Source organism: Stenotrophomonas maltophilia group sp. msm1 (assembly GCF_032025805.1).
Lineage (GTDB): Bacteria > Pseudomonadota > Gammaproteobacteria > Xanthomonadales > Xanthomonadaceae > Stenotrophomonas > Stenotrophomonas hibiscicola.
Genome location: NZ_JAVSKH010000001.1, coordinates 900,493 through 914,134 on the forward strand (window position 1 = coordinate 900,493; position 13,642 = coordinate 914,134).

General features: G+C 67.2%; 12 protein-coding genes. 8 read left to right on the top strand and 4 right to left on the bottom strand.

Annotated elements, in window-relative coordinates:
- The first annotated feature begins 203 nt into the window (after positions 1–203).
- Positions 204–1,367, top strand: a complete 1,164-nt coding sequence (locus ROV95_RS03945) for an acyl-CoA dehydrogenase family protein (protein WP_057504116.1) — start codon at positions 204–206, stop codon at positions 1,365–1,367.
- Between the two features lie 375 nt (positions 1,368–1,742).
- Here the strand turns inward: ROV95_RS03945 and ROV95_RS03950 are convergent, their stop codons facing one another.
- Both ROV95_RS03950 and ROV95_RS03955 read right to left on the bottom strand, forming a co-directional pair.
- Positions 1,743–2,222 carry a tRNA (cytidine(34)-2'-O)-methyltransferase gene (locus ROV95_RS03950; protein ID WP_312543150.1) on the bottom strand — a complete coding sequence of 160 codons (480 nt, stop codon included), beginning with the start codon at positions 2,220–2,222 and terminating at the stop codon, positions 1,743–1,745.
- Positions 2,223–2,291: 69 nt separating this feature from the next.
- Complete coding sequence (locus ROV95_RS03955) at positions 2,292–2,768, bottom strand: hypothetical protein (protein WP_014035556.1); 477 nt, start codon at positions 2,766–2,768, stop codon at positions 2,292–2,294.
- A gap of 415 nt (positions 2,769–3,183) precedes the next feature.
- Between ROV95_RS03955 and ROV95_RS03960 the strand changes: the two genes are divergently transcribed.
- From ROV95_RS03960 to ROV95_RS03975, 4 genes are all read left to right on the top strand, one after another.
- Entirely contained in the window at positions 3,184–6,033 is a 2,850-nt protein-coding gene (locus ROV95_RS03960) for a pitrilysin family protein (RefSeq protein WP_312543152.1), read from the top strand.
- Between the two features lie 194 nt (positions 6,034–6,227).
- Entirely contained in the window at positions 6,228–6,545 is a 318-nt protein-coding gene (locus ROV95_RS03965; protein WP_005407628.1) for a DUF4156 domain-containing protein, read from the top strand.
- Positions 6,546–6,648: 103 nt separating this feature from the next.
- Complete coding sequence (locus tag ROV95_RS03970) at positions 6,649–7,665, top strand: 3-oxoacyl-ACP synthase III (RefSeq protein ID WP_014035559.1); 1,017 nt, start codon at positions 6,649–6,651, stop codon at positions 7,663–7,665.
- Positions 7,666–7,805: 140 nt separating this feature from the next.
- Positions 7,806–8,696 (top strand): alpha/beta fold hydrolase, encoded by an 891-nt coding sequence (locus ROV95_RS03975; RefSeq protein ID WP_227844221.1) that lies wholly within the window; start codon positions 7,806–7,808, stop codon positions 8,694–8,696.
- Between the two features lie 110 nt (positions 8,697–8,806).
- Here ROV95_RS03975 and ROV95_RS03980 read toward each other — a convergent pair whose 3' ends face one another.
- Positions 8,807–9,238, bottom strand: a complete 432-nt coding sequence (locus ROV95_RS03980; RefSeq protein WP_029380125.1) for a YkgJ family cysteine cluster protein — start codon at positions 9,236–9,238, stop codon at positions 8,807–8,809.
- Between the two features lie 104 nt (positions 9,239–9,342).
- Here ROV95_RS03980 and oleC point away from each other — a divergent pair, with 104 nt between their 5' ends.
- The 3 genes from oleC (at position 9,343) to ROV95_RS03995 (ending at position 12,227) form a co-directional block, all read left to right on the top strand.
- Positions 9,343–11,001, top strand: coding sequence for an olefin beta-lactone synthetase (gene oleC / locus ROV95_RS03985; protein ID WP_134735588.1), 1,659 nt, complete (start codon positions 9,343–9,345; stop codon positions 10,999–11,001).
- On the top strand, positions 10,998–11,990 hold the full coding sequence (gene oleD / locus ROV95_RS03990) for a 2-alkyl-3-oxoalkanoate reductase (protein ID WP_134735589.1): 993 nt from the start codon (positions 10,998–11,000) through the stop codon (positions 11,988–11,990). The genes oleC and oleD overlap by 4 nt, the downstream gene beginning before the upstream one ends.
- A gap of 81 nt (positions 11,991–12,071) precedes the next feature.
- Complete coding sequence (locus ROV95_RS03995) at positions 12,072–12,227, top strand: DUF1328 domain-containing protein (protein ID WP_005407633.1); 156 nt, start codon at positions 12,072–12,074, stop codon at positions 12,225–12,227.
- Between the two features lie 175 nt (positions 12,228–12,402).
- Here ROV95_RS03995 and ddlA read toward each other — a convergent pair whose 3' ends face one another.
- Positions 12,403–13,497: a D-alanine--D-alanine ligase gene (gene ddlA, locus ROV95_RS04000; RefSeq protein ID WP_312543155.1), complete on the bottom strand. Its 1,095-nt coding sequence runs from the start codon at positions 13,495–13,497 to the stop codon at positions 12,403–12,405.
- Positions 13,498–13,642: the final 145 nt, after the last annotated feature.

The following is a 13,642-nucleotide window of genomic DNA, read 5'->3' on the forward strand; positions in this document are numbered from 1 at the left end:
ATCGCGCGTGCGGCCACGGGCGAAACGGTTGTTTGAATGTGTCAGGGTACCGGGACGCGCGTGATCGAGCTAGATAGACGCCGTTCACCGCACGATTGCTGCAGCGCAGCGTAGTACCTCAGCCCTGGTGGTGGGCCAACCCTGGTCGGCACGCGCTGCCCGGATGACCGACAATGGCCGGGTCCTGACTGCGTGTGAGTGCCATGGCTTTGCATCCGTACGATCTGTTCGATGTCCGTTCCCTGCTCAATGAGGAAGAGCGTGCGGTGCAGGAGAGTGTCGCCCGCTTCACCAACGAGCGCGTGCTGCCGATCATCGGCGATGCCTTCGACCAGGCCCGTTTTCCGTCTGAACTGGTGCCGGAGATCGCGTCACTGGGCCTGCTCGGCGCAACGCTGCCGACCGAGTACGGCGGCGGTGGCCTCGGCGCGGTCAGCTATGGCCTGATCTGCCAGGAGCTGGAGCGCGGCGATTCGGGCCTGCGCAGCTTCGTGTCGGTGCAGAGCTCGCTGTGCATGTATCCCATCTACGCGTACGGCAGCGAGGAACAGCGCCAGCAGTGGCTGCCGGCGATGGCGCGCGGCGAGCTGATCGGCTGCTTCGGCCTGACCGAGGCGCATGGGGGTTCCGATCCTGCCAGCATGAAGACCCGCGCCGTGCGCGACGGCAGCGACTGGCGCATCAGCGGCAGCAAGATGTGGATCACCAGCGGCCCGGTGGCCGACCTGGCCATCGTCTGGGCGCAGACCGAGGACGGGATCCAGGGCTTCGTGCTGGAGAAGGGCATGGCCGGCTTCACCACCCAGGAAATCAAGCACAAGATGAGCCTGCGCGCCTCGCTGACCGGTGCGCTGTTCTTCGATGACGTGCGCGTGCCCGACAGCCACCGCCTGCCGAACGTGAAGGGCCTGAAGGGGCCGCTGGGCTGCCTGACCCAGGCCCGCTATGGCATCAGCTGGGGCCCGATCGGCGCGGCGATTGCCTGCCTGGATGAAGCGCTGGGCTACGCCAAGGAGCGCGTGTTGTTCGGTCGCCCGCTGGCGGCGACGCAGAGCGCGCAGATCAAGCTGGCCGAGATGGCCCGCCGCATCACCACCGCACAGCTGCTGGCGCTGCAGCTGGGCCGCCTGAAGGAAGCCGGCCAGTTGCAGCCGCAGCAGGTCAGCCTGGCCAAGTGGAACAACTGCCGCATGGCCATCGACATCGCCCGCGAGTGTCGCGATCTGCTGGGTGGGGCCGGCATCACCACCGAACACGTGGCGATCCGTCACGCGTTGAACCTGGAATCGGTGATCACCTATGAAGGCACCGAGACCGTGCACCAGCTGGTGATCGGCCGCGAACTGACCGGCATCAACGCGTTCTGAGTGCAGCGGTAGTGCCGGCCGCTGGCCGGCATTGTCCAGTAGCGTATTCGCAGGCGAGCGATCGGTGTGCCGAACCGCGCACCGGACCGCGATGGGTTCAAGGACAGTCTGTACCGCGCGGCTGTCGGGTCCGCCTTGAAGCGAGCCGAGCACCGCAGGTCCGGCGGGGGCGAAGAGGCGCGGGTGTCTGAGCGCAGCGAGTTCGCGCCGTCCCCCGGCGGGCCGAGGAGCGCAGGGTACCGGTGCGCAGCACCGGCTCGCGGATGGCGGCGCGTTTCTTTTGGTTACTTTTCTTTCCGCGCGGAAAGAAAAGTAACGCCCATGAACGCATGCGCCCGCCACAGCAACAATCAGGCAGAAGAGAGGCGCGTGGCGCTACGCGCCGCCGGCAAACCCATGCTGCCGCCACGCCTCGTACATCACCACCGCAACGGTGTTGGAAAGATTGAGGCTGCGGTTGCCCGGCCGCATCGGCAGGCGCAGGCGGCGGCCGTCGGGCAGGGCATCGAGCACGTCCTGCGGCAGGCCACGGCTTTCCGGGCCGAACAGGAAGGCATCGCCCTCTTCAAAGGCCACGCTGTCGTAGCGCACGCTGGCGCGGGTACTGAGTGCGAACAACCGATTCGGTGCGATCCGCGCCAGCGCGGTGTCCAGGTCGAGGTGCACCTGCAGGCGTGAATACTCGTGGTAGTCCAGCCCGGCGCGCTTGAGCTGCTTGTCTTCCAGTGCGAAGCCAAGCGGCTCGACCAGGTGCAGCTGCGCGCCGGTGTTGGCACAGAGCCGGATCACATTGCCGGTGTTGGGCGGGATTTCCGGTTGGAACAGGATCACGTGGAACTGGGGCGCGGCATTCATCGGCGCAGTGTACCTGCGACGGCGGCCGCCTTTACGGCGCACGCCCTGCGCGAGGCAGGGCGGCACCGGTTACGGACGCAGCAGGACCTGGGCGGTTTCGGTGGCCAGGGCCTGCAGGTCGGCGGCGCTCGGACGCACCTGCAGGGCCGGCAGGTTGACGATGACCGAGTTGGCGACGTTGGTGGCGGCGGCAGCCAGGGTCGCGGCGTAGCGCTGGGCTTCCAGCTCGGCGGCCAGGGCGACGCGCTGTTCCAGGCTCGGGCGCACTTCCACCGAGGCCAGGGTGGTGATCGGCATCGCGGCCGCAACCGGGGCGGCGACGTAGCCGTTGCGCTCGGCCAGCTGGTCGGCGCTCGGGCGCACTTCCACGGTGGCCAGGGTCGGGATGCCGCTGGCCTGTTCCCAGGCCTGCTGGGCCAGCTGGTCGGCGGCAGGGCGGACCTGCACGGTGGACAGCGTCTTGATGGATTCGGAGGCCTGCACCGACGAAACAACCGCGGTGCCGGCAATCAGGGCGATGGCGATGGCAATGGTCTTGGCGTTCATGACGGGGCCTGTTTAGTGTTGGTGATCAGTGGTGTTGTAGTAAGGTAGTACACCAATTCTGGGCTTGCAAGGAAAATTTCCGATTTCCTGCATTTGTTCAGTCTTCAGTCAGCTTTCGTCTGAAGTCCTTCCTGGCGCAGGAACTACCAAGCAATCCGCGTGCCAACTTTTAGTTGTTGATTTAGAAGGGGTTTGTTCGGGTAGAGAAGTGTCCGGTGGGCGGACACCTGTCCATTCCTCGGGCCGCGGACACTGTCCGGACGTTGCCTGCGGGCGCTTGTGACCGCCCCTCCCGGGCCGCAAAGCAGGGGTGGAGGGGCAAGGAGGCAAACACCCCCAGTGACTGCTGGCCGATTCCTGCCGCTCCGTGCGCAGGCTAGGATCGGGGTTCACCTATGTGACCAAGGATCCGGATATGTCTCTCGCCCTTCGCCCGCGCGCTGCACTGCTGGCCGTCGCCCTCAGCACCGCCTTGGGCACGCTCGCGCCCACCCATGCGCTCGCCGCCAAGCCGGCGGCACCGGCCAAGGTCGATATCCCGTACGAGCAGTTCACCCTGCCCAACGGCCTGCGCGTGATCGTGCACACCGATCGCAAGGCGCCGATCGTCGCGGTCAACGTCTGGTACCACGTGGGCAGCAAGGACGAGCCGGCCGGCCGTACCGGCTTCGCGCACCTGTTCGAACACCTGATGTTCCAGGGCAGCGAAAACCACGACGGCGAGTTCTTCGAGCCGTTCAAGCAGGTCGGTGCAACCAACCAGAACGGCACCACCAACACCGACCGCACCAATTACTTCGAGAACGTGCCGACCACCGCGCTGGACATGGCACTGTGGATGGAATCGGACCGCATGGGCCATCTGGTCGGTGCGATCGACCACGCCGCGCTGGACGAGCAGCGTGGCGTGGTGCAGAACGAGAAGCGCCAAGGCGAGAACCAGCCCTACGGCCAGGCCTGGGACCAGCTCAACAAGGCGCTGTATCCGGTGGGCCACCCGTACCACCACGGCGTGATCGGTTCGATGAACGATCTGAACGCGGCGTCGCTGGACGACGTGAAGACCTGGTTCCGCACCTGGTACGGCCCGAACAACGCGGTGCTGGTGCTGGCCGGCGACATCGACCTGGCCACCGCCAAGGAAAAGGTCTCCAGGTACTTCGGCAGCATCCCGGCCGGCCCGACCATGGCGCAGCCGGCGGTGAACGTGGCCAAGCGCAGCGCCGATACGCGCGAGACGATGACCGACAAGGTGCCGCAGGCGCGTATCTACCGCGCCTGGAACGTGCCGCAGGTCGGCACCACCGAGGTCGATCAGCTGCAGCTGTTCGCGCAGGTGCTGGGCGGTGCCAAGTCCTCGCGCCTGAGCCAGCGCCTGCAGCACCAGGACAAGCTGGTGGACAGCATTGCTGCCGGACTCTCCACGTCACAGCTGGGCTCCAACTTCGTGATCATGGCCACGGTCAAGCAGGGCCAGGACCCGGCCAAGGTCGAGAAGATCATCGACGAGGAGTTGGACCGGCTGATCAAGCAGGGCCCGACCGCCGCGGAACTGGAGCGCGCCAAGACCGGCGCCCGCGCCGGCTTCATCCGCGGCATCGAGCGCATCGGTGGCTTCGGCGGCAAGGCCGACGCCCTTGCAGAATGTGCGGTGTTCACCGGCGACCCGGGCTGCTTCCGCACCTCGCTGGCCAACATCGAGAAGGCCAGTGCCGCCGATCTGAGCCGGCTCGGCGCGCAGTGGCTGGACAAGGGCAGCCACACCCTGGTGATCGCACCGGGTGAGCGCGTGGCGCTGAAGGAAGATCCGAGCCAGGCGCCGAAGCCGTTCACCGTGCCAGCGGTGGACCCGAAGTACAGCACGCTGCCGGAGCAGGTCGACCGCAAGGCCGGCGTGCCGCAGACCCGCGAGTTCCCGCAGTTGAAGTTCCCGGCGCTGCAGCGCGCGACACTGAAGAACGGTACCCAGGTGATCCTGGCCGAGCGCCATGAGATTCCGGTGGTGCAGTTCAGCTACCAGTTCCCGGGCGGCTTCAGTGCCGACCAGGGCCGCAAACCGGGCACCGCCAACTTCACCATGAGCCTGATGACCGAGGGTGCCGGCAAGCTCGGCTCGCTGGCCTTCGCCGATGCGGCGGATGCGCTGGGCGCCAGCCTGGATGCCTCGGCCGGCCTGGACTCGATGAGCGTGGACCTGTCGGCGCTGAAGGAAAACCTGGTGCCGTCGCTGGCGCTGTACCGCGACCTGCTGCGCGAACCGCGCTTCGAGCAGGGCGAGATCGACCGGGTCAAGGCGAGCTGGATCGCGGGCATCCAGCAGGAGAAGGTCAACCCGGGTGCGGTGGCGATGCGCGTGCTGCCCCCGCTGCTGTACGGCAAGGGCCACCCGTATGCCATTCCGTTCACCGGCAGCGGCGACGAGGCGGCGATCAACGGCCTGACCCGCGAGGACCTGGTCGACTTCCATCACGACTGGCTGCGCCCGCAGAACGGCACCCTGATTGTGGTCGGCGACACCACCCTGGCCGAGATCGTGCCGCTGCTGGACAAGCAGCTGGGCGACTGGAAGGCTGCCGGCGATGCCCCGCAGGTGAAGGCGGCCACCGACGTGGCGCTGCCGAAGGGCCCGCGCGTGTTCCTGATCGACCAGCCGGGCGCGGTGCAGGCCAACCTGTTCGCCGGCCAAGTGGTGGCACCTTCCAGCGCCACCAGCTCGACCCGCTTCGACATCGCCAACGGTGTGATCGGCGGCGACTTCACCTCGCGCCTGAACATGAACCTGCGTGAAGACAAGCACTGGTCGTACGGTGCGCGCAGCAGCGCGGTCAATTCGGTGGGCCAGCGCCCGTGGATGGCCAGCGCGCCGGTGCAGATCGACAAGACCGGCCCGGCACTGGCGGAAATGCGCAAGGAAATCGCCGCGTTCGCCGATGGCAGCAAGCCGGCCACCGCTGCCGAGGTCAACCGCATCCGCAATATCCAGACCCTGAGCCTGCCCGGTGCCTACGAGACCGCCAGCGCGGTAGCCTCGACCATCGGCTCGATCGTGCAGTTCAAGCGCCCGGACGACTACGTGCTGCGTCGCAAGGCCGAGATCGAGGCGATGACCCCGGCGCAGGTGCAGCAGGCCGCCGCCGAGATCAAGCCGCAGGCGCTGACCTGGGTGGTGGTGGGTGATCTCAAGCAGACCGAAGCGGCCGTGCGTGCGCTGAACCTGGGCGAGGTGACCGTAATCGATGCCGAAGGCAACCCGGTCAAGAAATAAGGGATGTGCCTGCCCGCCACGGCGGGCAGGTCTCCCGTGGTAGCGCCGGGCCATGCCCGGCGGCTTTCCGGCGGCCAGCCATGCCGCGCTGTGCGCTCGCCGGGCATGGCCCGGCGCTACCTGGGCTCCGCCACGGCTACCCCCGATTCAGGCTGTTCAGGCAGAATCCCCCCATACCCTTCCAGGATCTGCCCATGCGCGTTCTGCTGCTTTCCTCCCTGCTGCTCACCGTCACCGCCTGTACCTGGGTGCCGATCGAACCGGCCGGCAAGGCGACCCGCGTACTGCCGGCAGGCCCCGTTCCCGCTGGCTGCATCGCCAAGGGCGAAGTGGTCGTCACCGTGAAGAGCAAGGTCGGCTTCTACAACCGCAACCCGCTGCGCGTGCAGGAAGAGCTGGAAACGCTGGCCCGCAACGAGGCCCCGAGCGCAGGTGCCAATGCCGTGCAGGCCGCTGCGGCCCCGGCCGATGGCAGCCAGCGCTTCGCCGCGTTCCAGTGCCCACCGCGCTGAACGCTTCACCATACGGCCAGCGCTGAATTCGTAAAGATGCGGTGAAGGCCCCCGGGGTTATAGAATAGCGCCCCCTTTTGCCTGAGCCTTGGCGCTAACCTCGATGCTCTTCAAGAATGTCTCGATCGCCGGCCTGGCACACGTCGACGCACCGCATACGCTGACCACCAAGGAAATCAACGAACGCCTGCAGCCGACGTTGGATCGCCTGGGCATCCGCACCGACGTGCTCGGCGATATCGCCGGCATCCACGCGCGCCGCCTGTGGGACAACGGCGTGCTGGCGTCCGACGCTGCCACCATGGCCGGCCGCAAGGCGCTGGAAGACGCTGGAATCGATGCGACGCAGGTGGGCCTGCTGGTCAATACCTCGGTCAGCCGCGACTACCTGGAGCCGTCCACCGCCTCCATCGTGTCGGGCAACCTCGGCGTCAGCGACGAATGCATGACCTTCGACGTCGCCAACGCCTGCCTGGCCTTCATCAACGGCATGGATATCGCCGCGCGCATGATCGAGCGCGGTGACATCGACTACGCGCTGGTGGTGGATGGCGAGACCGCCAACCTGGTGTACGAGAAGACGTTGGAGCGCATGACCGCTCCGGACGTCACCGCCGACGACTTCCGCAACGAACTGGCGGCCCTGACCACCGGTTCGGGTGCTGCCGCGATGGTGATGGCGCGCTCGGAGCTGGTGCCGGACGCGCCGCGCTACAAGGGTGGCGTCACCCGCTCGGCGACCGAGTGGAACCAGCTGTGCCTGGGCAACCTGGACCGCATGGTCACTGACACCCGCCTGCTGCTGATCGAAGGCATCAAGCTGGCACAGAAGACCTTCACCGCCGCCAAGATCGCACTCGGCTGGGCCGTGGAAGAGCTGGACCAGTTCGTGATCCACCAGGTGAGCCAGCCGCACACCGCTGCGTTCATCAAGAACTTCGGCATCGACCCGAAGAAGGTCATGACCATCTTCGGCGAGCACGGCAACATCGGGCCGGCCTCGGTGCCGATCGTGCTGAGCAAGCTCAAGCAGCTGGGCAAGCTGAAGAAGGGTGATCGCATCGCGCTTCTGGGCATTGGTTCCGGCCTGAACTGTTCGATGGCTGAAGTGGTCTGGTAAGCAGCCCGCTGCCCGACCTCCTGTAGAGCCGAGCCATGCTCGGCTCACGCGCACAGCGCGGTTCTTCCGCGGCCTGACCGGAGAGCCGCCGAGCATGGCTCGGCGCTACACCGCGCCGCGATTCTTCCAAGGTGCTCCGCATGCGCGATCTTCCCGGTTACCCCGCCCACCCGCAGCGCTTCGAAGTGCGCCCGGGCCTGTCGATGAACTATCTCGACGAAGGCCCGCGCGACGGCGAGGTAGTGGTGATGGTGCACGGCAATCCGTCGTGGAGCTATTACTGGCGCACGCTGGTGGCCGGCCTGTCGGACACCTACCGCTGCATCGTGCCGGACCATATCGGCATGGGCCTGTCGGACAAGCCTGATGACAGCCGCTACGAGTACACGCTGCAGTCGCGCGTGGACGACCTCGATGCGCTGCTCAAGCACCTGGGCATCACCGGACCGGTGACCCTGGCCGTGCACGACTGGGGCGGCATGATCGGTTTCGGCTGGGCGCTGTCGCACCACGACCAGGTCAAGCGCCTGGTGGTGCTCAACACCGCCGCGTTCCCGATGCCGGCGGCGAAGAAGATGCCGTGGCAGATCGCGCTGGGCCGTCACTGGAAGATCGGCGAGTGGATCATCCGCAGCTTCAACGCGTTCTCCTCCGGTGCCTCGTGGCTGGGCGTGGAGCGGAAGATGCCGGCCGACGTGCGCCGCGCCTACGTGTCGCCGTACAACAGCTGGGCCAACCGCATCAGCACCATCCGCTTCATGCAGGACATCCCGCTGTCGCCGGCCGACAAGGCCTGGTCGCTGCTGGAGCGTGCCGGCAAGGCACTGCCCTCGTTCGCCGACCGTCCCGCCTTTCTCGGCTGGGGCCTGCGCGACTTCGTGTTCGACCATCATTTCCTGAAGGGCTTCCAGGCCGCGCTGCCGAAGGCCCAGGTACATGCGTTCGAGGACGCCGGGCATTACGTGCTGGAAGACAAGCACGAGGTGCTGGTGCCGGAAATCCGGGCGTTCCTGGACAAGAACCCGATCTGAGAAGTGTGCCGACCAACGGTCGGCACCCACCCCTTCCGGTGGGGGTGCCGACCGTTGGTCGGCACACCCGAAGGGTTGATGAGGTTGCCGGCCGGCGGCCGGCACTACCATTACGCGGCGACCGGCGCCTGCGGCGGCGAGGAAGGGCTGTTGCCGTTGTCGTCCGGGTGGTCGTCGTCATTGTCGGCGTCATCACGCCAGCGCCAGTCGGCCAGGGTCAGCGGATCCAGGCCATAGGCGATGCGCGCCTTGTCGCACTGCGGGCTGGCCTTGCCGTATTCCCACGATGCATCCACCTCACGGCACACGCTGGGCCGGTTGGGGTGGATGGTGCAGCGTGAATACACGCCGATCTGCGCATCCAGCGCGACGCAGCGCACCGGCTTGGAATGGGTGCCGCGCATGCACAGGCGATGCGGGTCCAGCACCTCGGTAAGCTGGTGCGGCACGCCGCCGGGGGTGACCTCGTCCGATTCCATCCAGTGGAAGGCCACGCGGTATTGGGTGCAGCAGGCGCCGCAGGTCATGCAGGGATGTTGCATGGGCAAGCCGCCTCGGGCGGCAGTCGGAATCGGGAACGAGGGTGCGGATTTTCCACGAAGTCGGCCGCCGCGCAAGAAATTCCGTAAGCGGCGACAATGAACGGATGAACCGACCCTGCAACATTGCCGCGCGCCTGCCTGAACTGGCGCGTGAACGCCCCGATCAGATCGCCATCCGCTGCCCGGGCCGCCGAGGCGCCGGCAACGGCATGGCCGCCTACGACGTCACCCTCGATTACCGCCAGCTGGATGCCCGCAGCGACGCCATGGCCGCCGGTCTGGCCGGCTACGGGATCGGCCGCGGGGTGCGCACGGTGGTGATGGTGCGGCCCTCGCCGGAATTCTTCCTGCTGATGTTCGCGCTGTTCAAGCTGGGGGCGGTGCCGGTGCTGGTCGACCCGGGCATCGACAAGCGCGCCCTGAAGCAGTGCCTGGACGAGGCGCAGCCGCAGGCCTTCATCGGCATTCCACTGGCGCAGGTGGCGCGGCTGGCGCTGCGCTGGGCGCCCTCGGCGACCCGCCTGGTCACTGTCGGCCGCCGCCTCGGCTGGGGCGGCACCAGCCTGGCCGCGCTGGAGCGCGCCGGCGCCAGCGCTGGGCCGATGCTGGCCGACACCGATGGCGAGGACATGGCCGCGATCCTGTTCACCAGTGGCTCCACCGGCGTGCCCAAGGGCGTGGTCTACCGCCACCGCCATTTCGTCGGCCAGATCCAGCTGCTGGGCAGTGCCTTCGGCATGGAAGCGGGCGGGGTGGACCTGCCGACCTTCCCGCCGTTTGCCTTGTTCGACCCGGCGCTGGGCCTGACCTCGGTGATCCCGGACATGGACCCGACGCGGCCGGCGCAGGCCGACCCGGCACGCCTGCACGATGCCATCCAGCGCTTCGGCGTGACCCAGCTGTTTGGTTCGCCCGCGCTGATGCGGGTGCTGGCGAAGCATGGCCGGCCGCTGCCGACGGTGACCCGGGTGACCTCGGCCGGTGCACCGGTGCCGCCGGACGTGGTCGCCACCATCCGCAGCCTGCTGCCGGCCGATGCGCAGTTCTGGACTCCCTATGGCGCCACCGAGTGCCTGCCGGTGGCAGTGGTGGAGGGTCGTGAGCTGGAGCGCACCCGCGCCGCCACCGAGGCCGGCGCTGGCACCTGCGTGGGCAGCGTGGTGGAACCGAACGAGGTCCGCATCATCGCCATCGATGACGCGCCGCTGGCCGACTGGTCGCAGGCACGTGTGCTGGCCACCGGCGAGGTGGGAGAAATCACTGTGGCCGGCCCAACCGCCACCGACAGCTACTTCAACCGCCCGCAGGCCACCGCGGCGGCGAAGATCCGCGAGACGCTGGCCGATGGCAGCACCCGCATCGTCCATCGCATGGGCGACGTGGGCTACTTTGATGCACAGGGCCGTCTGTGGTTCTGCGGCCGCAAGACCCATCGCGTGGAAACCGCGCAGGGGCCGTTGTACACCGAACAGGTCGAGCCGGTGTTCAACACCGTGCCCGGCGTGGCGCGCACGGCCCTGGTGGGTGTTGGCCCGGCCGGTGCACAGGTACCGGTGCTGTGCGTGGAACTGCAGCGCGGGCAGAGCGACAGCCCGGCCTTGCGCGAGGCCCTGCGTGCGAAAGCCGCCGCACGGTTGCCCGATGCGAACCTGCAGCACGTCCTGGTGCATCCGGCGTTCCCCGTCGATATCCGTCACAACGCCAAGATCGGCCGCGAAAAGCTCGCCGTCTGGGCCGGCGCCGAACTGGAGAAGCGCGCATGAAAATCCTGGTCACCGGCGGCGGTGGTTTCCTCGGTCAGGCGCTGTGCCGCGGGCTGGTTGAGCGTGGCCACCAGGTGCTGGCGTTCAACCGCAGCCACTACCCCGAACTGCAGGCGATGGGCGTGGGCCAGATCCGCGGTGATCTGGCCGATGCGCAGGCGGTGCTGCATGCGGTGGCCGGCGTCGATGCGGTGTTCCACAATGGTGCCAAGGCCGGCGCGTGGGGTAGCTATGACAGCTACCACCAGGCCAATGTGGTCGGCACCGACAACGTCATCGCAGCCTGCCGCGCGCACCGCATCGGCAGGCTGGTCTACACCTCCACGCCCAGCGTGACCCATCGCGCTACCCATCCGGTGGAAGGCCTCGGCGCCGACGAGGTGCCGTACGGCGAAGATTTCCAGGCGCCGTACGCGGCCACCAAGGCGATCGCCGAACAGCGCGTGCTGGCCGCCAACGATGCCGCGTTGGCGACGATGGCGTTGCGTCCGCGCCTGATCTGGGGCCCTGGCGATCAGCAGCTGGTGCCGCGCCTGGCCGAGCGTGCGCGGCAGGGCCGCCTGCGCCTGGTGGGCGATGGCAGCAACAAGGTCGATACCACCTACATCGACAATGCCGCGCTGGCGCACTTCCTCGCCTTCGAAGCGTTGGCACCGGGCGCTGCGTGCGCGGGCAAGGCCTACTTCATCTCCAATGGCGAGCCGTTGCCGATGCGCGAACTGGTGAACAAGCTGTTGGCTGCGGTGGGTGCGCCGACGGTGGACAAGGCGATCAGCTTCAAGACCGCCTACCGCATCGGCGCTGTCTGCGAGCGGCTGTGGCCGCTGCTGCGACTGCGCGGGGAGCCGCCGCTGACCCGTTTCCTGGCCGAACAGCTGTGTACGCCACACTGGTACAGCATGGAACCGGCGCGCCGTGACTTCGGCTACGTGCCGCAAGTCAGCATCGAAGAAGGGCTGCGCAGGCTGAAGGCTTCATCTGCTGCATAGATCGCCATCACTGGTTGCACACCGCAGGATCGGGAGGATGGACCCACGCCATCCAAGGCTCGACCACCCGCGAGGAGCGCCATGCTGCACTACGCCATCATCTTCTTTGTCATCGCCATCATCGCCGCCGTTCTGGGTTTCTCCGGTATCGCCGGCGCCGCAACGAACATCGCCTGGATCCTGTTCGTGGTGTTCCTGATCCTTGCGGTGATCTCGATGTTCCGCAAGCGAGGCTAGTAGACCGCAGGGTAGTGCCGGCCGCTGGCCGGCACTGCTCTTTCCGGTGGGTGCCGACCGTTGGTCGGCACGCCCCTTTGTAGAGTCGAGCGTGCTCGACTGTTTCTCGTGAGTCGAGCATGGCTCGACTCTACAGAGGATCATCGAGCATGGCTCGACGCTACACACAGCGCCGCTACACAGCGCTCTGCAGTCCGCGATCGGCCTCGTGGCGCTCCAGCGCCAGTTCGATCAGGCGCGTGATCAGCGTGGTGTAGTCCACGCCGCTGGCGCCCCATAGCTTCGGGTACATGCTGATGCGGGTGAAGCCCGGCAGCGTGTTGACCTCGTTGATGACGATCCCGCCCGCTGCGGTGAGGAATACATCCACGCGCGCCATGCCCGCGCACTCCAGCGCCCGGTAGGCCTGAAGCGCGATCTGCTGGATACGCGCCTGCGTTGCGCCATCAATGTCTGCCGGTACCACCACGTCGGCGCCATCGTCGTTGATGTACTTGGTGTCGTAGGCGTAGAACTCGTCGTGTACCACTACCTCGCCGCACAGGCTGGCCTGCGGATGCGCATTGCCCAGCACCGCGCACTCGATCTCGCGGCCGACCACCGCCGATTCCACCAGCACCTTGTGGTCGTAGCGCAGCGCCAATGCCAGCGCCTCGGCGAAGCCCGCTGCATCCTTGACCTTGCTCACCCCCACTGACGAACCCTGGTTGGCCGGCTTCACGAACAACGGCAGGCCGAGCTGCGCGATCACCGCATCGACATCGACTGCCGCCGCCTGATGGCGACGGATGCACAGCCACGGTGCCACCTGCAGCCCGGCGTCGCGCAGCAGGCGCTTGGTCACGTCCTTGTCCATCGCCACCGCCGAGCCCAGTACCGGTGAACCGACGAAGGGCAGGTTGGCCATGCGCAGCAGCCCCTGCAGCGCACCGTCCTCGCCCAGCGGCCCGTGCACGATCGGCAGCACCACATCGATCTGGCCGAACGCGCTGGCCGCATCGGACGGCTGCAGCTGCGCCTGCTCGGCGCCCGGGCGCACCGCCAGCGACGTACCGGACCGATGCAGGGCGATGCGCGACGGATCATCGGCATTGATCAGGAAGGTATCGGGTTGGCTCAGATGCCACTGACCCTGCTTGTCGATACCGACCAGCACCGGCTCGAAGCGCTCGCGATCAAGCGCATCGAGGATGTTCTTCGCCGACTGCAGGGAAACTTCGTGCTCGGATGACTTGCCACCGAAGATGATGCCGACCCGGGTCCGTGCCATGGGGAATGCGATGTCCTGTGCGTTGCGTGGCCCCATAGCATGAACCTTCATCGGCCCTCCGCGTGAGGCACAGATGAACCAGAAATCCATCCACGCATGGCGTGGATCTACCGTGTCGACCAAGGTCGACACCCACCACAGCAAC